Source organism: Kushneria indalinina DSM 14324 (assembly GCF_003385845.1).
In the GTDB taxonomy this organism is placed as follows: Bacteria; Pseudomonadota; Gammaproteobacteria; order Pseudomonadales; family Halomonadaceae; genus Kushneria; species Kushneria indalinina.
Map to the genome: position 1 here is coordinate 24955 of NZ_QRDJ01000006.1, position 19897 is coordinate 44851.

A 19897-nucleotide genomic window follows, 5' to 3' on the forward strand; every position below is an offset into this window, starting at 1 on the left:
ATGAAGGCGAAGGCACTGGTACTGGAGCGTCAGAACGAGCTGGCCCTGCGCGGGATCGAGCTGCCTGACGAGATCGGCCCGGAGGACGTGCGCATCAGTATGCACACCGTGGGCATCTGCGGCAGCGACGTCCACTTCTATACCCACGGCCGTATCGGCCCCTTTGTGGTCGAGGAACCGATGGTGCTGGGCCACGAGGGTTCGGGCACCGTGACCGAGGTGGGGGCCAACGTCACGACGCTCGCCCCCGGAGACCGGGTCTGCATGGAGCCGGGCATTCCCGACCCGACCTCGCGCGCCTCAAAGCTCGGGATGTATAACGTCGACCCGGCGGTGCGCTTCTGGGCCACGCCGCCGATCCACGGCTGTCTGACGCCCGAGGTGATTCATCCGGCGGCGTTCACCTTCAAGCTGCCGGACAGCGTCTCTTTTGCCGAGGGCGCGATGGTCGAGCCGTTCGCGGTGGGCCTGCAGGCGGTGGTCAAGGCAGGGCTTCAGCCGGGCGATACCTGCGTGGTGACCGGCTGCGGCCCGATCGGGCTGATGGTCGCGCTGGCGGCACTGGCCTCGGGCGCCAGCCGGGTGGTGATCTCTGACGTGGTCGATGACAAGCTCGAGATTGCCGCCGGCTACGAGGGCATGATTCCCGTCAACGTCGCCCGCGAGTCGCTGACCGAGCGTGTCGCCGAGCTGACCGGCGACGGTTGGGGCGCCGATGTGGTGTTTGAGGCCAGCGGCAGCCCGCGCGTGTATGACGATGCCCTGGGCTGCGTGCGTCCGGGCGGTGCCATGGTGCTGGTCGGCATGCCGGTCGAGAAGGTCAGTCTCGATGTGGTGGCGGCCCAGACGAAGGAAGTGCGCATCGAAACGGTCTTTCGCTACGCCAATGTCTATGACCGCGCCATCGAGCTGATCGCCTCCGGCAAGGTCGATCTCAATCCGCTGATTGTCGAAACCTTCGATTTCGAGCAGAGCGTGGCGGCCTTTGACCGCGCCGTGGAGGCGCGCCCGACCGACGTCAAGCTGCAGATTCGCATTGCTCACGACGACCAGCGGTAGGCGGACGCCCGGGGAGGCCGGCCGCTGCGTCGACGGCCACGACGTCCGGGCGCGGGTGCGTTAAGCTTGTGCCCTTTGTGAACTGTTGTGGAGAAACCCGATGTTTCTGGTCTGCGGTGAAGCCCTTTTTGACTTCTTTTCCGACGAGGGGCAGGTGGCCCCGGACGCTTCATCGCTGTCGTTCACGGCCGTGGCCGGCGGCTCCCCCATGAACGTGGCCATTGGTCTGGCACGCCTTGAGCGTTCGTCGGCGTTTTTTACAGGCCTTGCCCCAGATGCGCTGGGCGAGCGCCTGCGTACGGTGCTTGGCAGCGAATCGGTCAATACCGACTTCATGGTCGAGATCCCCGGCAGTGCCACCACCCTTGCCATGGTCACCCTTGATGACAACGGCTCGCCGCGCTACGTCTTCTATAACCAGTGCGGCGCCGATCGCATGCTGGAGACCTCGCATCTGCCGGCAACCCTTGATGACGTGCATGCCATCCACATCGGCTCCTACGCGCTGGCGGTTTCGCCCACCAGTGACACGCTGGAGACGCTGGTCGCGCGTGAACGTGACCGCTGCCTGATCTCGCTGGACCCCAACATCCGCCTCAAGGTCGAGCCCGACGTGGCGCGCTGGCGCGAGCGTATCGACACCTTTGCCGCTCATGCTCATCTGATCAAGATCAGCGACGAGGATCTCGACGCCCTCTATCCGGAGAAAGATCCCGAAGAAGTGATCCGCGGCTGGCTCAGTGAGCGCTGCCCGATGGTGATCATGACCCGGGGCGGCGAGGGCGTGACGCTGTTCACGCAGGGCGGTGCCGAGTCATTCACGCCCGAGGCGATCAGCGTGGTGGACGCCGTGGGCGCCGGCGACAGCTTCATGGCGGCGCTGCTGGCATGGCTCGATGAGCAGGGGCTGGCCACGCCCGAGGGGCCGGGGCAACTGACGCCGGATCAGCGCCGCGAGATGGCTGAATTTGCCATGTGTGCGGCGGCGCACACCTGTCAGCAGCGTGGCCCGGATCTGCCGCGCCGTCATGAGATCGTGACGTAAATAGCGTGCACGGTGATCAAAGAGAAAAGGGAGGTTCTCAATGTCATATCGTGTCATTTTAATTCTCGGACTTTTGTTGCTGTCCACGGCGGCACTGGCGGATGCACCGGCCTCACACGAAACCCATGTCTCAAAAGACGGGGACGCCGACCAGGCGGCGCAGGCCTTTAGTGATGCCAATCAGCGCATGCATCACGACATGGCGATCGACCCCAGCGGCAATGTCGATATGGACTTTGCCCGCGGCATGCTGGCCCACCATCGCGGCGCGGTCGACATGGCACGCATCGAGCTCGAACACGGCAGCGACGAACAGATGCGCACGCTGGCCCGCGAGGTGATCGATGCCCAGCAGGAAGAGATCGAGCAGCTTGAACGCTGGATCGCCGAGCATGACGCCAGGCCGCAGGAGTAAATCACCACCAGGGCGCTGGCCTCTCGATCCCGGCGCCGGAACAGGGCATGATGACAGGACGTTCCGGGTTGCCCTGAGGGGTGCCCGGGATACGGGATCGTCTGCAGGCGACCCGTTACAACGCGACCTATAACAACAATCGCGAGGTGTCGTCATGACACAGGATACGAAGCAGGACAGCGGTGTTCGTCACGACGCCGTGGCGCAGGACTATCTGGACCGACGCCAGCTCAAAAAGGGCGCCGCCGGCTGGGTTCTGCTGGCAACGCTTGGGGTCTCCTATGTGATCTCCGGCGATTTTGCCGGCTGGAACCTGGGCATCGGGGTGGGCGGCTTTGGCGGCATGCTGATTGCCACCGTTTTGATGGCCCTCATGTATACCGCCATGGTGCTCTCGCTGGCGGAACTCTCCTCCTCCCTGCCCACCGCCGGCGGCGGCTACAGCTTCGCCCGCCGCGCCATGGGCCCCTGGGGCGGCTATATCACCGGCACCGCCATTTTGCTGGAGTACGCCATTGCCCCGGCGGCGATCGCGATTTTCATCGGCGGATACATCAACTCCCTGATCGGCCTCGACGGCCCGCTGGTCTACGCGGTCTTTTATATCGCCTTTGTGGGCCTGCATCTGTGGGGTGCCGGCGAGGCGCTTCGCATCATGATGGGCGTCACGGCGCTGGCCGTGGTCGCGATTCTTGTGTTTATCGCCGGCATGCTGCCGCATTTCGACAGTGCTCGCCTTTTCGATATTGCCCCCGGCGATGCGGTGGGGGCCTCTGCCTTTCTGCCCAACGGCTATATGGGCATCTGGGGTGCCATTCCCTTTGCCATGTGGCTTTTTCTGGCGGTTGAGGGCGTGCCGCTGGCCGCGGAAGAGTCCCGCCATCCGGGGCGCGATATGCCGCGCGGCATCATCGCGGCCATGGCCATACTGCTGGTGTTTGCCTTTTGCATGCTGCTGCTGGCGCCCGGCGGGGCCGGTGCCAGCGCCATGAGCACCTCGGCAGCGCCGCTGGTAGACGCACTGGCGGCGGTGTATGGCCCCGGCAGCTGGGCCGCGGGCTTTGTGAACGTGATCGGGCTGTTCGGTCTGATCGCCTCATTTTTCTCGATTATCTTCGGCTATTCGCGTCAGGTCTTTGCGCTCTCCCGAGCCGGCTATATCCCCCGGATACTCTCGATCACCAGCCGTCGCGGGGCACCGGTGATGGCGCTGGTGGTGCCCGGGGTGATCGGGTTTTTGCTGTCGCTGACCGGGCAGGGCGATCTGATGATCACCATGGCGGTGTTCGGCGCCACCATCTCCTATGCCATGATGACGCTGTCGCACTGGCTGCTGCGCGTGCGCGAACCCGACCTTGAGCGGCCCTATAAAACGCCGGGCGGGCGCTGGACCTCGGGGGTGGCGCTGGGGCTTGCGATCATCGCCTTTATCTCGACGTTTGTGGTCAGCCTGCAGGCCGCGCTCTGGGCGGGGCTTTTCTACGCCATCATGCTGGCCTGGTTCGGGTTTTACAGCCGCAAGCGGCTGGTGGCGCAGGCACCGGAAGAGGAGTTCGACGCCATTGCCAGCGCCGAGGCGACACTGAAATGACAGGGTTCAATGACGAGAAGGGGTGAGAGTGCACATGAAAGTCGGTCTGCTGCAGTGTGATGATCTGGCCCCGCACGTGGCCCGCGTGCATGGCAACTATCCGGCCCTGTACGCAGGGCTTTTACAGGCGGTGGATTCAGCCATCGAGTTCGTCACCTGGCGGGTCCACGACGGGGAAGTGCCCACTGATTTCGACGGCGTGGATGCCTGGCTGATCTCCGGCAGCAAGGCCGGCGTGTACGAAAATCATGCGTGGATCACGTCACTGCTTGAGCTGATCCGCCGTCTTCACGCCGACCACCGAACGGTGGTCGGCATCTGCTTTGGTCATCAGGCGATGGCGCAGGCACTCGGCGGTCACGCCGGCAAAAGCGATCGCGGCTGGGGTGTGGGGGTGTCGTTCAATACCGTGGTAGGACGCAAGTCGTGGATGACGCCCTGGCAGGATGGGCTGGATCTGATCGTCAGCCATCAGGATCAGGTGCTGGCACTGCCCGAAGGCGCCGAGGTGCTGGCCGAAAGCCCGTTCTGCCCCTTCTATCTGCTGCAGTACGGCCCGCGTTTCATGAGCGTTCAGGGTCACCCGGAGTTCTCGAAGGCGTGCAGCGCGGACCTGATGGCAGACAAGAGCGAGAAACTGCCGGACCGGCGCCGCCGCGAGGGTATGGCCTCGCATCATGCGCCGGTCGATGATCACCTCATGGCGCGCTGGATCGTCAACTTCATGCGCCAGGCGGGATCGGTCGCGTGACAGCGTGAAAACGCCTGCAGAGGTGGTCCGGTCAGCCGGCGGTGCTTGCCGGCCCGGGCGGTTGTCTGCGTCAGCGCCTCATTTAGCCCTGTTTCTCTCCTTTGCTTTCAGCTTGCCATTGACGCTTTTCTGATATTCTCCCCGGCAAAATCGCGGCGCCCGGTGGGGTACCACCCCGGGCGGTTGCTGCGACGACCTGCAACGAATTGAGCACATGCTGATGTCATTATCAATGCTGGGCAGGACAGCGGCTCCTTTATGTCTCGGGCTGCTGGTATCCGCCTGCACGACGGTGCACCGGCCCGAGCAGACCCCGCTGCCGGTCGAACTGCCGGGCGCCTTTCTGGCCGTGTCCGGGCAGGAGGCCTTTGTGTCGGACACCTGGTGGCGCGAGTTTGACGACACGCAGTTAAACCGTTTTGTCGAGCGCGCTCTGGACCATAACCCGGGGCTTGCACAGGCCATTGCGCGGGCGCGCATTGCCGAGGCGCAGTCCCGGGGTGATCGCGCCGATCTCCTGCCTCAACTCAGCGCCGGACTGAACAGTTCTCGACAGCGTCGCCCCGGCGTGGGGATACCCGGCGGTGAGGGGGAGGGCTACTCCATCACCAACAGCCATAACGCCACGCTGGATGTCAGCTGGGAAGTCGATCTGTGGGGGCGTCTTTCTTCCCTGTCGGCGGCGGGCCAGGCGGATTTCCTCGCTGCCAGCGAGCAGCTCAGGGGGATGCACCAGTCCCTCGTGGCCGATGTCGTGTCGCTGTATCTTGACGTCGTCCAGGCCCGCGCCCAGGTGGATCTCTCCGAGCGTACGGTCAAGGCGCTCAGCGAGTTTGCCCGTCAGGTCGAGAACCGCGTTAACGAAGGGATCGTCTCGCCAACCGATGTCACCCTGGCCTATGCCAACCTCGGCTCTGCCCGGGCAGGGCTTGAACAGCGTCGTGAAAATCTGGCCCGCGTGACGCGTCAGCTGGAAACCCTGATGGGCGACTATCCCGCTGGCGGGCTGGTCACCACCCGCGAACTGCCCGCGGTGCCACCGCTGCCCGCCGCCGGTGTTCCTGCGGAACTGCTGGCCCGTCGGCCCGATGTGCGCAGCGCCGAGTGGTCTTTGCTGGCGGCCGACTATCGTCTGGGGGCGGCCGAGCGCTCCTTTTTGCCGTCGCTGTCACTGACCGGCAGCACGGGCTCGACGGGCAGCGAACTGTCGGAGCTCTTCAGCAGTGGCTCCTTCATCTGGACGATTGCGGGCAACCTCGTACAGCCGATATTCCAGGGCGGGCGGCTGCGTGCCCAGGCCGATGTGGCGGAAGGCCAGCTCGATGAATCGTTTTATGCCTATGTCGAGGTGGCGCTTACCGCCCTGTCGGAAGTCGAAACGGCGCTTGCCGTGGACAACCTGCTGGCACAGCGCGTCACCCAAACCGATGAATCGGCCGGCTACGCCGAGGAAGCGGTACGTGTCTCGTTTAACCGCTACAGGCAGGGCATTGAGCCTTTTTTGAACGTACTGGAGAGCCAGCAGCGTGCACTGGACAGCCGCAGTGCGTATATCACCGCCCAATATGATCGGCTGGAAAATCGTATTGCCCTGCATCTTGCTCTGGGAGGCGGTTTCGACACCGTCTCGGCGCTTGATCCGTCTGTTACAGGAACTTCTGCGTTATGAAAATGATCCTCATGGCCCCGGGCTTGGCCCTGTTGCTGATGTTAAGCGCCTGCGGCGGTGGCGAAGACGAAAAGGCGCCGGCACAGGAGGCGCCAGCGGTCAGCGTGCGCGTACAGCCCGCCGAAATGACGTCCCTGCAGGGGTGGGTCTACAGCCAGGGTACCGCCCGCTCCATGCAGCGTGAATACCTGAGTTTTACCGAACAGGGCCGGGTCTCTTACGTGGATCAGGACCTGCGCGTGGGTGCGCCGGTCAGCAAGGGGCAGCTGATTGCCCATCAGGCCCCGGAGCGACTGGAGGCGGAACTGGCTTCCGCGCGTGCGGCCATGAGTGAGGCAAAAGCCAATCTGTCGCTGGCGCAGGTCACCGAGAAACGGTATGAGCGACTGATCGAGCAGCGCTCGGCGTCTGCCCAGGAACTGGATCAGGCGCGAGTGGAGGTCGAGCAGGCGCGGGCGACGCAGGGCAGTGCCCGGGCGCAGATCGCCCAGGCCGAGGTCATGCTCGATGAATCCCGGCTCGTCTCGCCCATCGATGGGGTTCTGGCCCGCCTGAACATCGAGCAGGGACGCTACTTCATGCCCAGCACCGTGGATTCCACCTCCGAACAGAGTGCCCTGCAGACAGTGCCGGCGCTGGTGATCGATCCCACCCGGTTCGAGGTGCGTGTGGATCTGCCCGCCTATAATTTTGACCAGATCGAGGTGGGGGCGCGCGCGATCATTGGCGGGCGGCCACCGCAGCGCATGGAGGGTGTCGACCCCGAAGGACTGGAAAACCAGGTGTCAGGCGAGATACATGCCATCAGTCCGTCACTGGACCCGCAAACGCGGACCTTTGAAATCATCATTCACACCACCGAGGATCATCCGCGCCTGCAGGATGGCGCCTTCGTGGCCACCTGGATGGCCGAGCCCGAGAAAAGGGATGTACTGACCGTGCCGGTGGATGCCCTGCGCTTTTTAAACGATCAGGCCTTCGTTTACGTGTATGACGAGGCCGAGGGCCGCGTTCACGAGCGCAGCGTGCAGCTCGGCCAGCAGGCCAGCCAGCGTCGGGAAGTGGTGGAGGGCCTATCACCGGGAGAGCGGGTGGTTACCGATGGACGGGCCAGACTGGCCGACGGTGAGCGCGTCAGACTCATCGAGGCGCAGCCATGACCACACCGACGCCACCGCCGGCCAAACCGGAACGCAAAAGCGAAACGCCCGAGGTGCGAAGCGCCCACCCGCTGATGCGCTTTTTCTTTCTCAAGCCGATCTTCGCGGTCCTTTTGACCCTGACCCTGCTGATGGGCGGGCTCTTCGCCTACTCGGCACTGGTGCAGGAGGCGCTGCCCGATCTGGACATTCCCCAGGCCAGTATCACCACGGCCTGGCCCGGTGCCGACCCGCGCTCGGTGGAAGGGCAGATCACCGATCCCATCGAGGACGAAATCACTACGCTCAGCGGCGTCAAATCGGTCAACAGTGCCTCGTTTGATTCGCTGTCTACCATCTCCATCGAGTTTGAGGCATCAAGCGATACCGTGGATGCCATGACGCGGCTGCGCGCCGCCGTGGCCGATGCCGAATCTTCCTTTCCTTCGGATGTCGAGAGCCCTCGGATCCGTCAGAGTTCGGTGGATGACCGCCCGATCATGAGTCTGGCGCTTCACGGCAATGCCGGCGCCGCCACGCTCAATCAGACCGCCCGTCAGATTCGCGATGCGCTGGAGCGCGTTCAGGGCGTCAACGAGGTCAATATCGGCGGGGAGCGGGAGGATATCGTCCAGATCCTGCTCAACCCCGAGCGATTGCTGGCGCTGGGGGTGTCGCCTACCGCGATACGCGACGCCGTACAGCAGGCCAATATCGAGCAGCCCTTTGGTGAAGTGCGCAGCCAGGAGATTGGCGCCGTTGTGCGCCTTGAAGGGCGTTTTTCGGATATCGAGGATCTGCGCGCGCTGCCCATCTCCCGATTGGAGAACAGCAATAGCTCCCGGGCACTGACCCTGGGCGAGGTCGCCACCGTCAAGCGCATGCAGGAAGCCGAGACCTCGCGGGCGTTTTTCAGCGAACGCGGCGATGACTATCAGCCCTCGCTGGATATTTCCATCACCAAGTCACCGGGGGCGGATACGGTGCAGCTGGTGGCGCGTATCCGCGCCGCACTTGCCGATCTCGAGGCGTCCAACGCCTGGTCCGACCAGGTGCACTACTCCATTTTGCAGGATGGCGGCGTTCAGATTCAGGACTCGCTGTCGGAGGTGTTCGGCAGCGCCCTGCAGACCATGCTGGTGGTCTTCGCCATCCTGTTCATCACGATTTCGTGGCGCGAGGCGATCGTGGCCGGTCTGGCGGTGCCCGTGACCTTTGCCGGTGTGCTGCTGGTCATCCTGATGTTTGGCTACTCGCTCAACGAGCTGGTGATTATCGGTATGGTGATCGCGCTGGTGATGATCATCGATATCTTCATCATTCTGATGGAGGGCCTGCACGATGAAATCCACCGTAACGGGCGCACCTTCGGCCAGGCGGCGCTGATCACCGTCAGGCGCTACGCGGTACCCGTGTTTGCAGCCCAGATCACGACCCTGCTGGCGCTGGCGCCCCTGATGTCGATCGGCGGCACCATGGGGGCCTTCGTCCGGGTACTGCCCACCACCATCATCATCTGTCTGGTGCTCTCGTTTATCGTGGCGATGCTCTGTGCGGTGCCCCTGTCCCGGGTGCTGCTCGGCAGGCAGACCCGATCAAGCGGAGAGAAAAAGCCGGGGATGGCGGATCGGGTGACCCAGCGGGCCGTGGACGGGCTGGAGCGCTGGAGCAGTCGCTATATTCTGGCCAGCCGCCGGCAGTCCTGGCTCTGGGTAGCGGGCGCGGCCGCCCTGTTTTTAGTGTCGATCGTGGCGTTTAGCCAGGCGCGCCTTGAGCTTTTCCCGGCGTCGGATGGCGAGCGGCTGGGGATCAATATCGAGCTGCCGCCCACTGTGCCGCTGGAAACCTCTCAGCTGATTGCCGATGAAGTGGGAGACAGACTCCGCGAGAAACCTTTCTTCGAGAGCGTGACCAAGCTGGTCGGACTCAAGAGCCCCTTCGCGGGTGGCTCGGCGGCTTCCTCGCTGCAGCCCAGTGAGGCCGAGAACTTCATCGGCTTCTCGGTGATGTTCAAATCCCGCGATCAGCGCGATGAAGATTCCTGGGTGCTGGCGGACACCCTGCGGACCGAGCTGGCCGACTATCTGAGAGATAACGTGGCGGGGGCGGAACTGCTGGTCGTGCCCGAAAGCAGCGGTCCTTCTGCCGGCGATCCGATCGAGATGCAGCTCATCGGCGGCAGCATGGACACCCTGAAAGCGCTGTCGCTTCAGGTACAGGAGGTGCTCTCCGAAACGAACGGCGTGGTGGATGTGCGTGACAATCTGGGCGCACCGCAGCCGCAGCTGGCGCTGCAGCCCAATCGGGAGGCGCTCAGTTTCTTTGGCATCACGCATGACGAGCTGGCCGCTCAGGTCCGTATTGCGTTCAGCTCCGATATCATCGGCACCTTTGCCACTTCGGATGACCAGGATGATATCGATATTCGCCTGGGCACGGAGTGGCCCAGCCAGCAGGGCGAGGCGGGCGGTCCCGGCAGTGTCGAGGAGTTTTCCCGCGTGCGCGCCTACCAGCAGGATGGCCGCTCCATTGCCATGTTCCAGCTCATGACGCCGGTACAGTCGGAGGGGGCAATTGCCATTTCCCATGTTAACGGCGAGCGCGCCCTGACCGTGATGGCCAAGAACCAGGGCCGCACCGTGACCGAAATCATGAATGATGTGGCGCCACGGCTTGAAGCATTACAGCGTGACTGGCCGCCGGGCTATCGGGTGGCGATCGGCGGTGAATCCGCCGAGACCTCCGACACCGTCGGCTCGATCGGCATTGCGATGCTGGTGGCCATTACCCTGGTGGTGGGCGTGCTGGTGATCGTATTCAGCAGCTTTCGCCAGGCGCTGATCATCTTTGCCACCATGCCGCTGGCGATTATCGGCACTGCCATCGGCTTCTGGGCGTTCGGCATCTCGTTTTCGTTCTTTGCCATGATCGGGCTGGTGTCGCTGATCGGGATTGCGATCAACAACGGCATCATCATGGTCGACACCATGAACGGCTTCCTTCGGGAGGGCATGAGCGTGGCCGAGGCCGCCGCCGCAGGAGCCGCGCGCCGATTGCGCCCGCTTTTGACCACCGCCTTGACCACTATTGTCGGGCTGATTCCGCTGGCCATAAGCAGCGCCAGCTATCGGCCGCTGACGCTGGTGATCATCTTCGGACTGGTCTCGGCCACGCTGCTGGCGCTGTTCGTGGTGCCGGCGCTCTATTACCTGCTGACCCCGGCCGATGCCAGCGAGGCCGAGGTGCTGGACTAGGAAACGAAAAACCGCCAGCCTGGAGAGGGCTGGCGGCTTGATCCGGCCATGGGTTGATCCGTACGTGAGTTGATTAATAGACGCCGCGAGGGCCCAAAGCCCCCGCGGCGTATTAACGTCTCCGGTACTTAGCCGGCCATCAGCCAGTCACCGGGTTCTGTCACGCCGGCAAGCGTGGCGCCGGCCTGCTCGCCGAGAAGGCCAAGGGCCTGAGCGCCGCCGGGCAGTGCGGCGATATCGCCCAGCAGCGAGGCCAAGATGGTGGCGGGGTGGAGCGCTGCTGGCAGCAGGCTGAACGTCTCGTCGAATGCCGGTGGGGTGGGTTCGTCAGCGCCCGCTTCATCAAACGCCAGCGCAAGCGCAATGAATTGAGTGCTCTGGGTGTCGCTGAAGTTGTCATCCGAGGTCAAAATCAGGCTCTGGCGGCCATCGGCCAGTGCCGGGCCAAACGTCATGCCTTCGACGTTGTCCGGCTCGAACCCGTAGTCGTTGAGACTGGTCAGCAGCGTTTTCTGCACCGGACGAATCATGCCGGTGGCCTCTTCAAGGCTATCGAGGTGGCTGATGTCGGTGGCCCGTGAGAGATCGATCTCGTAGAGGCGAATATCGTTGCCGGCGCCTTCGGCAAAGCCGCGCTCCAGCGTCAGCAAGTGGTGCTCATCAAGGGCGAGCATTTCAACCAGCCCGTTCGTCGAGAACCCATCTTCCTCGACAGGCGCCTGCGGCGTGGGCTCGACCGGATAGAGATACTGTCCCAGCGCCTCGCCGCTGTCAGGGTCAAAACTCAGAATGCGCGACGGACTGCCGGTATCCAGCGCTGCGGCCGGGCTGTCCTGGGCCAGGGCGTTTTCGGTGGCGGTGAACAGGTGCTCGCCGTCGGGCGTCAGGGTGACGCTTTCCAGCGCCAGGTTGTTGCGCACGCCCCAGCTGCCGTCGCCATCGGGACTCAGAATCTCCGGCAGGTCGATGGCATCGATCTGCTCGCCGTCGCGGGCAAACAGATTAACGAAAGGATCGATGCGCTGGTTGCTGTCGCCCTCGGAGGCGATATAGAGCGTGCCGTCCGCTGTGATGGCGATCGCTTCGGGATCGATCTCGCCGGCCGCCCAGGGCTCTCCGCCGGGCTGGCGCAGGGTGGTGACATCGGTCAGGCGCACATCGCCATCATTGAGCGCGCCGTCGTCCAGATCGATGCGCAGGCTGTAAAAGCGGGCATCGTCGTACTCGCTGCGATCATCGGAGATGGCCAGGTATTCGCCGCTGACCGGATCGCGGGTCAGTCCCGACAGCCCGCCCAGGGTGGTGTTCTGGAATTCGGTGCCGCTGTCAAAGGCGGTCTGGCCGATGAACTCGATGTCCTGTACCTGTGTGTCATTGTCATCAATGGCGAGATCGGCCCACACCAGACGGTGATCGGAAGCCTCGACGCGCTCGCTTCCGGTATCACCCTCAACCGGCCAGAACACGCCGCCATCCAGCCGGGTCAGGCCCTGGTCCGAGGGCAGCACGTAATCCACACGCAGGTTGCCGGGGGCCTCGTCGTTGAAGTCGGCGGTATCAAAGCGCGGGTCGCCGCGGTGGGTGGCATTCGCGCCGCCCTGTTCAAGTGCGGCAACCACGCCGCCCTCACTGTCCGGTGTGAGACCGGCGGCAATCAGCGGATGCCCCAGCAGCTGCTGGGCGGCGCCCGGCAGGCTGTCGCCATCCAGCGGGTCGACGTTCTGATCGCCGGCAATCACGAAGCGCGCGTTGGCCTCCAGGCCACCACTGCGCCCCTGGTCGTCCACGAGGTAGTCACCCTTGCCGGGCGTGACGTAGTCGGCCCACAGGCGGATCTCGTCGGCGTTGCGCAGGCCGTTGCGATTCTCCGGGCCGTCAAAGCTGGGCGGTGTGGGGTGCGAGGCAAGCAGGTGCATGATCTCGCCGTCGACGTTGACCGGGATGTCCCAGTGGCTCTTGGAGGAGAGCGGCAGCACGTCCAGCGCGGCATCCGAGTAGTAGTCGCCCGTGTCAGCGGTCTCCGGGTTGTCCGGCAGTCGCGCCCCCGGCATGTCCTTCCAGAGAAAATCACCGAAGGTGCGGATGTCCTCGGTCTCAAGCGGGTAGCGCGACAGCACCAGCATGCCGTACTGCCCGGTGAACTGACCAAACCCCAGCGCATCGTCGGCGTAGCCCGGTGCCCCGGGGGTGGCCTCGCCACTGCCGTCCAGATCCACGCCGGAGGCGACGCCGGTGTTGACCGGCGCGCTGAAGGCGTAGGGGTAATCGATCCCCGGCGCGTCACCCTGAGACGTGCTCAGGTAGTGCTCGCGAAAGAGCTCGGCCGCAGCGGGGTCGTAATCCAACTCGTTGATCAACAGCACATCGGGGCGGGACTGCTGGATGACAGCGGCGATGTCGCGTGCCTGGCTGTCACCGTTGATCAGGTCGTCACGCAGCGCACCGGCGCTGTCACGGTTGAGCGAGGCATTATAGGTGGCAACGCGGATATCCGGGGTCGAGGCGGTCATGAGAGCTCCTGGCAGTGGCGGGGCAGAAGGACACCGCTCGAGTATTGGCAGGCCTCATGACAGTGCGATGGCGATCCGGTTATCGGTGGGTAACGCGATGCGGCGTTTGCGTTACCCACTGATCGGCTCTGGTGCTATTCCAGCGTGAGTTGTTGGCTCTGCTCAAGGGCGGCCGTGCGGCTGTCGGTGAAGTCGTTGTCGCCGTGGCGTTCAATGAGATAGACCGGCAGCCCTTCGCGGTTGGCCACCAGGGTGCCTTCCTCGCGCCCCAGGCACAGCATGGTGGTGGCCCAGGCATCACTGACGGCGGCCTCGGTGCCAAAGACGGTGGCCGAGACCAGATCATGCGTGGCGGGGGTGCCGCTGCGCGGGTCGAGAATGTGGCCGTAGGCGTGGCCGCTGTCATCGAAGTAGCGGCGATAGGTGCCGGAGGTATTGAGAGAGAGCCCCTCGCGGTCGTTGACGGTGACGATATTGCCGGCCCGGCGCTCGCCCGGGGTGGGCGCCTCGATCCCCACGCGCCAGGGCTCGTCGTCGGGTTTGGCGCCGCGGATGCGCATGTCACCGCCCAGCTCGGCCAGATAGTTGTCGATGCCGTGGGATTCCAGCATCGCGGCGATACGGTCCACGCTGTGGCCTTCGCCCATCGAGGAGAGATCCAGCGACAGCTCGGGAATCGTCTTGCGAATCCGCCCCTGGTCGGCATCGATGTCGAGATGTTCAAGGCCCGTGTGGGCCATCACCTCGCCAATCTCATGTTCTGACGGCACCCGGAAGTTTTCATCCTGAAAGCCCCACAGGGTGAAAAGCGGTGCCAAGGTCGGGTCGTAACAGCCCTCCGAGCGCTCATGCACCTGTCGGGCAACCTGCAGCAGATGAATGACCTCCGGCGGGGCGTCCTGCCAGTCGGTGCTGCGGCTGGCGTTGAAGCGCGAAATCCAGGAGTCGTCGCGATAGGTCGAGATCTCTTCATCGATCCGTGTCAGAACGCCGGCCAGATCTGCTTCGATGTCGTCATGGGCCGGGGCATCCTCGGCCCACCATTTGACGTGATAGGTGGTGCCCTGCGCCTCGCCCTGGGCCAGTTCAATCTCGGGAATGCGGTCGCAGCCGACCAGCACCAGGGCAGCAATAATGGAGGTGGCGGGGAGAAGCGCGCGTGTGTTCATGAGCAACCATTGACAGAAATGAGTCCGTATTCACCCTCAGGGCGATGGTGAACAAATCATCCATTGTGCGTCATCGCGACGCGCAGCTCCATTCAGGTTACGCTGAGGGCTTGTTGCCACGTCATGGGAGGGGAATATGCCACTGGATTCGCAGTTTGGACGCTGGCTGCAGGAGGCGGCCGACAGGGCGCCGGATGTCAGCGCCATGAGTGTGGCCCAGCGTCGCGCCGCCGCCGACCAGGCCAACCTGAAAATCCAGCGCCCGCCGCTGGCCTATCCGGTGGCGGAAATCCGGGATATCAATATTCCCGGACCGGCCGGGGCCATGACGCTGCGGCTCTATTATCCCATCGTGCATGGTTCGAGCGGGCCACGACCGGTGACGGTGTTCTTCCACGGCGGCGGGTTCGTGACCGGCTCGCTGGCCACCTATGACGTGATCTGTCGCGCACTGTGTCGCGCCTCAAAAACCATTGTGGCCTTTGTCGACTATCGCCTGGCGCCCGAGCACCCCTTTCCGGCCGCACCGGACGATGCGCTGGCGGCGGTGCGCTATATCGGGCGTCATGCCGGCAACTTCGGCGGTGACAGCGAGCGCCTGGCGCTGGCCGGTGACAGCGCCGGCGGGCTGCTGGCGGCGCTGACGGCCCTGCGGGTGCGTGATGAGGGCGGCCCGGCGCTGCGCGGGCAGTGTCTGCTCTATCCCATGCTGGATCTGCAGCGCGAGGGCGTGGCGTCGCTGGCGCGCCATGCCAGCGGTTACGGCTTCACCCGCGATGCGCGTGACTGGTACATCGAGCAGTACCTGCCGGATGAGGCGGCACGCGCCCACCCCTTTAATATGCTGCTTGAGCGTCGTGATCTGGCCGAACTGCCGCCGGCGCTGGTCATGACGGCGGAGTTCGACCCGGTCTGTGACGAGGGCGTGCGCTACGCCGCGCTTTTGGCCGAGCAGGGCGTACTGACGCGCCACAGTCACTACTACGGCATGATCCACGCCTTTATCCGCCGGCTCGGCCAGCACGTTCAGGCCGACCAGGCCATCGATGAATGTGGCGCCTGGCTGCGTCGGGTGCTGGTCTCTCCTGCCGCCTGAGTTCGTTTTCGCCTCTTGCCTGCCGACAGCGCGCCTGGCTTTTATTTTATACAATGCCAGGCGTGCTTCGTTACGCACTTCAGCGTCCATGAAAGGCTGAGCAGAGTGTCGTTAGCGTCTACGACCTTTGTTTATTCCACCAAGGTCCATCTGTCGACCTCTCCGGCAGGTGAATAAGCTCTGCGGGTTACAAAAACCTCACAGGCGACCGTGGCCGCACTCACCGGATCGGATCGATCCGGGATGTCGCGTGCGCAAGGGTCAAGGAGCATATCGATATGGTGACCTTTCTGGCAGGAATCGTGCTGCTGGTAGTGGGGTATTTCACCTACGGCAAGTTTGTGGAACGCGTTTTCGAATCCAATCACCGCCGTCCCACGCCGGCACACACGCTGCGCGATGACGTCGACTATCTGCCCATGGGCACCAAGCGCAATGCGCTGATCCAGCTGTTGAATATTGCCGGCGTCGGGCCAATCTTCGGGCCGATTCTGGGCGCACTGTATGGGCCGGTGGCCTTTATCTGGATCGTGGTGGGCTGCATCTTCGCCGGCGCCGTGCATGACTATCTCACCGGCATGATCTCGATTCGCAATCATGGCGCGCATCTGCCGCAGCTGGCCGGCAAGTTTCTGGGCCGGGTGATGAAGCACGTGGTCAACTTCTTCGCACTGCTGCTGTTGCTGCTGGTAGCCACCGTGTTCGTCACGGCGCCGGCGACGCTTTTGGCCAACATGCTGCCGGTGTCGCTGACCGTCATTACGCTGGCGATCTTTGCCTACTATCTGCTGGCCACGCTGTTGCCCATCGACAAGGTGATCGGGCGAATTTATCCGTGGTTCGGGGCGCTTTTGGTGTTCAGCGCCGCCGGGATCGGCCTCATGATGATCGTGCGCGGCGCCCCGATTCCGGAGCTCAATTTCTCCAATATGCATCCGGAAGGCGCGCCGATCTTCCCGCTGTTGTTCCTGACCATCTCCTGCGGGGCGCTGTCGGGCTTTCATGCGACGCAAACGCCGATCATTTCGCGCACCACCGGCAATGAGAACAACGGTCGCAAGATCTTCTACGGCATGATGATTACCGAAGGCGTGATCGCCATGATCTGGGCGGCGGCGGCCATGAGCCTGTTCCACGGTGACAGCAGCCTCTCCCAGGTGCTGGCGCAGGGCGGGCCGGCAGCCGTGGTGCAGAGCGTGTCGGTCAATCTGCTGGGCGCCGTGGGCGGCACGCTGGCGGTGCTGGGCGTGATTGTACTGCCGATCACCTCGGGCGATACCGCCTTTCGCAGCGCGCGCATGATCATTGCCGACTATCTCCACATCGGTCAGCGTCCGCTCGCCAAACGCATCATGGTCGCCGCACCGCTGTTCGTGATCTCCTATGGTTTGACCCATATGGATTTCACGCTGCTGTGGCGCTATTTCTCGTGGGCCAATCAGACCACGGCGGTCATCGCGCTTTGGGTCGCGACCATGTATCTGATTCTGGCCAAAAAAACCTACTGGCTGACGCTGTTGCCGGCGCTGTTCATGACCATGGCGACGTTTACCTACATCGCCTGGGCACCGATCGGCTTTGGGCTGCCCTTGAGCGTGGCCTATATCGTGGCCGCACTCGGCACCGCCGTGGCGCTGGCGCTGTTCATCAAGCGGGTGCGCCGGCTTTCGGGCGGCATCTTTGCCGTCGATGAACCTGCAGAGCCCGGTGCACAAGGCGCAACGCTTGCCGGCGCGGTCTGATCGGCAGTACAACATGCTGTAAAGGCGCATAAAAAAGGCCCCGTCACCGACGGGGGCTTGTTCGTTCAATACACAATATACACGATGGCCGCGGGGCGCAGGTTACTCCTGATCCGGCTGCGGGGCGTTGGTGCCGTCTTCGTTGAAGTATTTATCGTGAATCTCGTCATAGGTGCCGTTGGACTTCAGCGTGGCAAGTGCCTCGTTGAATTTCTCGGCCAGCGCCTCGTCGCGCTGGCGGAAGGCCATGCCGAAGCCGTCACCGAAGTACTCCTTCGGCTCGGTCATCATCTCGCCCAGGGTCTTGTACTCGCCGCCTTCAAGCAGCGCGGCCTGACCGGTGGGGTAGTCCAGAAAGGCGATGTCCAGACGGCCGGTTTCCATATCCACGGCCACGTCATCGGCGCTGGCGTAGCGCTGGATATTGGCCACGTCGCCAAACTCATCGGTCACGTAGTTGTCCTGGACGGTGCCGCGCTGCACGCCGATGCTGCGATCCTTGAGATCATTTGAGTCAACGCCTGCCAGATCCGTCGAGGCAGGCGCAAACCAGGCAGAGGGCGGTACCAGATAAGGATCGGAGAACAGTACCTGCTGGCGGCGCTCATCGTTGATGGTCATCGAAGACATGATGGCGTCGAACTTGCGCGACATGAGTCCGGGGATGATGCCGTCCCAGCCCTGTTCGACCCAGTTGCACTTGAGCTCGGCCTGCTCACACAGCGCATTGCCCAGCTCGATGTCAAAGCCTGCCAGCTCGCCGGACGGCGTGCGGTACTCCATCGGGACGTAGGGAATATCCACGCCGATACGGACCGTATCGTAATCACGCGCCTGCGCCGAGCCGGCAGCGATCGCTGCCCCCAGCAGTGAAACCGTCAGTAGTCTTTTCATCATTGTCTCTCTTTTAAAAGGACCGCCCGGTGACCCGGGTCGACGCTGGATTATCACCATGATCCCCCCTTTGGATGCAAGCGCTGTAACAGCGTGTAAGGGGGTCATGGTGGTCTCGGAGCGCCTCAGCGCGGCTTTAAATGGGCCAGCATGCGCTTTTCCAGCAGCCTGAAGATGCCCTGGATGGCAAAGCTCAGCACCATGTAGCACAGCGCCACGAAGATGAACGCCGAGAAGGGGGCGTAATAGCGCGAGTAGATGTTGTAGGCCACGCCGGTAAGATCGGCAATGGTCACAACGCTTGCGATCGCGCTGGCGTGCAGCATGAAGATGACCTCATTGCCGTAGGCCGGCAGGGCGCGACGCAGGGCGCTGGGCAGGATGATGCGGCGATAGGCCAGCATGGGTGACATGCCGTAGGCGCGCGCGGCTTCCAGCTCGCCCCGCGGCATGGCCTTGATGGCGCCATAAAAGATCTCGGTGGTATAGGCCGCCGTGTTGAGCGTGAACGCCAGCAGGGCCGGATAGAGTGGGTCCTTGATCAGTGGCCAGACAATGCTGCCCTGCACGCCCGGAATAAAGGCCAGGCCGTAGTAGGCAATATAGAGCTGGATCAGCAGTGGCGTCCCGCGAAAGACCCAGGTAAACAGCCAGATCATTCTGCTGATGACCCGGATCGGGCTGGCACGGCCAATGGCCAGCGGCACGGCCAGAAACAGCCCGAGCAACAGCGAGATAAAGACCAGCTGGACGGTGTTGACGAAGCCGTCCCAGTACTGCGCCAGCGTTGAGGCTGTAAAGATGGCATTGTCATCAAGCCAGGGGGCGAGGGACTGCAGCAGTTCCTGCATTACGGCGTCTCCTCGAATCCGGCGTTATAGCGCTTTTTGAGCCACTGCATGACAATTTCCGACACGGACGTGATGGCGAGATAGCCCAGCGCCACCGGAATCATGAACAAAAAGGTCTGGTGGGTCGCCCGCGTGGCTTCTGCCGCCACGCGCACCATGTCGGACAGTCCGATGATCGACACCAGCGCGGTGGTTTTCAAAAGCACCATCCAGTTGTTGCCAAGCCCCGGCAGGGCGTGGCGCATCATCAGCGGAAAGCGGATGCGGCGAAACAGCAGCCAGCTGCTCATGCCAAAGGACTCGGCCGCCTCGACCTGACCCTGATCAACCGCCAGAAAGGCGCCGCGAAAGGTTTCGGCCATGTAGGCGCCAAAGATCAGTCCGATGGTGATGACGCCGGCCACAAAGGGGTCAACGTTGATGAAAATGTCCCAGCCCCAGCGGTCGTAGATCATGTCGGTGACCGCATTGATACCGATCTGGGCGCCGTAAAACAGCAGCATCATCAGCACCAGGTCGGGCACGCCGCGAATGATGACGGTGTAGACAATCGCCGGCAGACGCAAAACGGCCAGCCGCGACAGGCGGGCGCTGGCGGTCAAAAGCCCCAGCACGACCGCCAGCAACAGCGACAGTACGGCCAGTTCAAGGGTCAGCAGGGCGCCCTCGAGAAGACGGGGGCCATAGCCCTGAAAATCGATCATGGCAGTCT

15 protein-coding genes are annotated in these 19897 nt (G+C 63.4%); 10 read left to right on the forward strand and 5 right to left on the reverse strand.

The genetic code is table 11. The annotated features are described in order from the left end of the window. The 8 genes from C8D72_RS00150 to C8D72_RS00185 all read left to right on the forward strand — a co-directional run bounded on the left by C8D72_RS00150 (position 1) and on the right by C8D72_RS00185 (position 10923). The gene (locus C8D72_RS00150) at positions 1–1059 is read left to right on the forward strand and encodes an NAD(P)-dependent alcohol dehydrogenase (protein ID WP_115852416.1); all 1059 of its coding nucleotides are present in this window, start codon (positions 1–3) and stop codon (positions 1057–1059) included. Positions 1060–1159: 100 nt separating this feature from the next. Beyond that, the gene (locus C8D72_RS00155) at positions 1160–2104 is read left to right on the forward strand and encodes a carbohydrate kinase family protein (protein ID WP_115852417.1); all 945 of its coding nucleotides are present in this window, start codon (positions 1160–1162) and stop codon (positions 2102–2104) included. Between the two features lie 40 nt (positions 2105–2144). Further along, positions 2145–2519 (forward strand): CopM family metallochaperone, encoded by a 375-nt coding sequence (gene copM, locus C8D72_RS00160; RefSeq protein ID WP_115852418.1) that lies wholly within the window; start codon positions 2145–2147, stop codon positions 2517–2519. A gap of 154 nt (positions 2520–2673) precedes the next feature. Further along, positions 2674–4110 carry an ethanolamine permease gene (gene eat, locus C8D72_RS00165; RefSeq protein WP_115852419.1) on the forward strand — a complete coding sequence of 479 codons (1437 nt, stop codon included), beginning with the start codon at positions 2674–2676 and terminating at the stop codon, positions 4108–4110. 34 nt (positions 4111–4144) lie between these two features. Further along, positions 4145–4861, forward strand: a complete 717-nt coding sequence (locus C8D72_RS00170) for a type 1 glutamine amidotransferase (protein ID WP_115852420.1) — start codon at positions 4145–4147, stop codon at positions 4859–4861. 214 nt (positions 4862–5075) lie between these two features. Beyond that, on the forward strand, positions 5076–6530 hold the full coding sequence (locus C8D72_RS00175; RefSeq protein WP_115852421.1) for an efflux transporter outer membrane subunit: 1455 nt from the start codon (positions 5076–5078) through the stop codon (positions 6528–6530). Further along, complete coding sequence (locus tag C8D72_RS00180) at positions 6527–7690, forward strand: efflux RND transporter periplasmic adaptor subunit (RefSeq protein ID WP_115852422.1); 1164 nt, start codon at positions 6527–6529, stop codon at positions 7688–7690. The genes C8D72_RS00175 and C8D72_RS00180 overlap by 4 nt, the downstream gene beginning before the upstream one ends. Beyond that, positions 7687–10923, forward strand: a complete 3237-nt coding sequence (locus C8D72_RS00185) for an efflux RND transporter permease subunit (RefSeq protein WP_115852423.1) — start codon at positions 7687–7689, stop codon at positions 10921–10923. Before C8D72_RS00180 ends, C8D72_RS00185 begins: the two co-directional genes overlap by 4 nt. A 128-nt stretch (positions 10924–11051) precedes the next feature. Here the strand turns inward: C8D72_RS00185 and C8D72_RS00190 are convergent, their stop codons facing one another. Continuing rightward, positions 11052–13433 carry an esterase-like activity of phytase family protein gene (locus C8D72_RS00190; RefSeq protein WP_115852424.1) on the reverse strand — a complete coding sequence of 794 codons (2382 nt, stop codon included), beginning with the start codon at positions 13431–13433 and terminating at the stop codon, positions 11052–11054. Between the two features lie 134 nt (positions 13434–13567). Further along, the gene (locus tag C8D72_RS00195; protein WP_115852425.1) at positions 13568–14602 is read right to left on the reverse strand and encodes an FAD:protein FMN transferase; all 1035 of its coding nucleotides are present in this window, start codon (positions 14600–14602) and stop codon (positions 13568–13570) included. Positions 14603–14738: 136 nt separating this feature from the next. Here C8D72_RS00195 and C8D72_RS00200 point away from each other — a divergent pair, with 136 nt between their 5' ends. Next, complete coding sequence (locus C8D72_RS00200; RefSeq protein WP_115852426.1) at positions 14739–15698, forward strand: alpha/beta hydrolase; 960 nt, start codon at positions 14739–14741, stop codon at positions 15696–15698. Positions 15699–15976: 278 nt separating this feature from the next. Further along, complete coding sequence (locus C8D72_RS00205; RefSeq protein ID WP_115852427.1) at positions 15977–17440, forward strand: carbon starvation CstA family protein; 1464 nt, start codon at positions 15977–15979, stop codon at positions 17438–17440. Positions 17441–17542: 102 nt separating this feature from the next. Here C8D72_RS00205 and C8D72_RS00210 read toward each other — a convergent pair whose 3' ends face one another. The 3 genes from C8D72_RS00210 to C8D72_RS00220 form a co-directional block, all read right to left on the reverse strand. Next, positions 17543–18334, reverse strand: a complete 792-nt coding sequence (locus C8D72_RS00210; RefSeq protein ID WP_115853547.1) for a transporter substrate-binding domain-containing protein — start codon at positions 18332–18334, stop codon at positions 17543–17545. A 125-nt stretch (positions 18335–18459) separates the two neighbouring features. Next, complete coding sequence (locus C8D72_RS00215) at positions 18460–19185, reverse strand: ABC transporter permease (protein ID WP_115852428.1); 726 nt, start codon at positions 19183–19185, stop codon at positions 18460–18462. Then, positions 19185–19889 (reverse strand): ABC transporter permease, encoded by a 705-nt coding sequence (locus C8D72_RS00220; RefSeq protein WP_115852429.1) that lies wholly within the window; start codon positions 19887–19889, stop codon positions 19185–19187. Before C8D72_RS00220 ends, C8D72_RS00215 begins: the two co-directional genes overlap by 1 nt. Between the last annotated feature and the right edge of the window lie 8 nt (positions 19890–19897).

Coding starts and splice junctions, on each gene's coding strand:
- C8D72_RS00175 (WP_115852421.1), top strand. CDS start 5,076: ATGCTGATGTCATTATCAATGCTGGGCAGGACAGCGGCTCCTTTATGT.
- C8D72_RS00205 (WP_115852427.1), top strand. CDS start 15,977: ATGGTGACCTTTCTGGCAGGAATCGTGCTGCTGGTAGTGGGGTATTTC.
- C8D72_RS00215 (WP_115852428.1), bottom strand. CDS start 19,185: ATGCAGGAACTGCTGCAGTCCCTCGCCCCCTGGCTTGATGACAATGCC.
- C8D72_RS00195 (WP_115852425.1), bottom strand. CDS start 14,602: ATGAACACACGCGCGCTTCTCCCCGCCACCTCCATTATTGCTGCCCTG.
- C8D72_RS00200 (WP_115852426.1), top strand. CDS start 14,739: ATGCCACTGGATTCGCAGTTTGGACGCTGGCTGCAGGAGGCGGCCGAC.
- C8D72_RS00180 (WP_115852422.1), top strand. CDS start 6,527: ATGAAAATGATCCTCATGGCCCCGGGCTTGGCCCTGTTGCTGATGTTA.
- C8D72_RS00210 (WP_115853547.1), bottom strand. CDS start 18,334: ATGAAAAGACTACTGACGGTTTCACTGCTGGGGGCAGCGATCGCTGCC.
- copM (WP_115852418.1), top strand. CDS start 2,145: ATGTCATATCGTGTCATTTTAATTCTCGGACTTTTGTTGCTGTCCACG.
- C8D72_RS00170 (WP_115852420.1), top strand. CDS start 4,145: ATGAAAGTCGGTCTGCTGCAGTGTGATGATCTGGCCCCGCACGTGGCC.
- C8D72_RS00185 (WP_115852423.1), top strand. CDS start 7,687: ATGACCACACCGACGCCACCGCCGGCCAAACCGGAACGCAAAAGCGAA.
- C8D72_RS00155 (WP_115852417.1), top strand. CDS start 1,160: ATGTTTCTGGTCTGCGGTGAAGCCCTTTTTGACTTCTTTTCCGACGAG.
- C8D72_RS00190 (WP_115852424.1), bottom strand. CDS start 13,433: ATGACCGCCTCGACCCCGGATATCCGCGTTGCCACCTATAATGCCTCG.
- C8D72_RS00150 (WP_115852416.1), top strand. CDS start 1: ATGAAGGCGAAGGCACTGGTACTGGAGCGTCAGAACGAGCTGGCCCTG.
- eat (WP_115852419.1), top strand. CDS start 2,674: ATGACACAGGATACGAAGCAGGACAGCGGTGTTCGTCACGACGCCGTG.
- C8D72_RS00220 (WP_115852429.1), bottom strand. CDS start 19,889: ATGATCGATTTTCAGGGCTATGGCCCCCGTCTTCTCGAGGGCGCCCTG.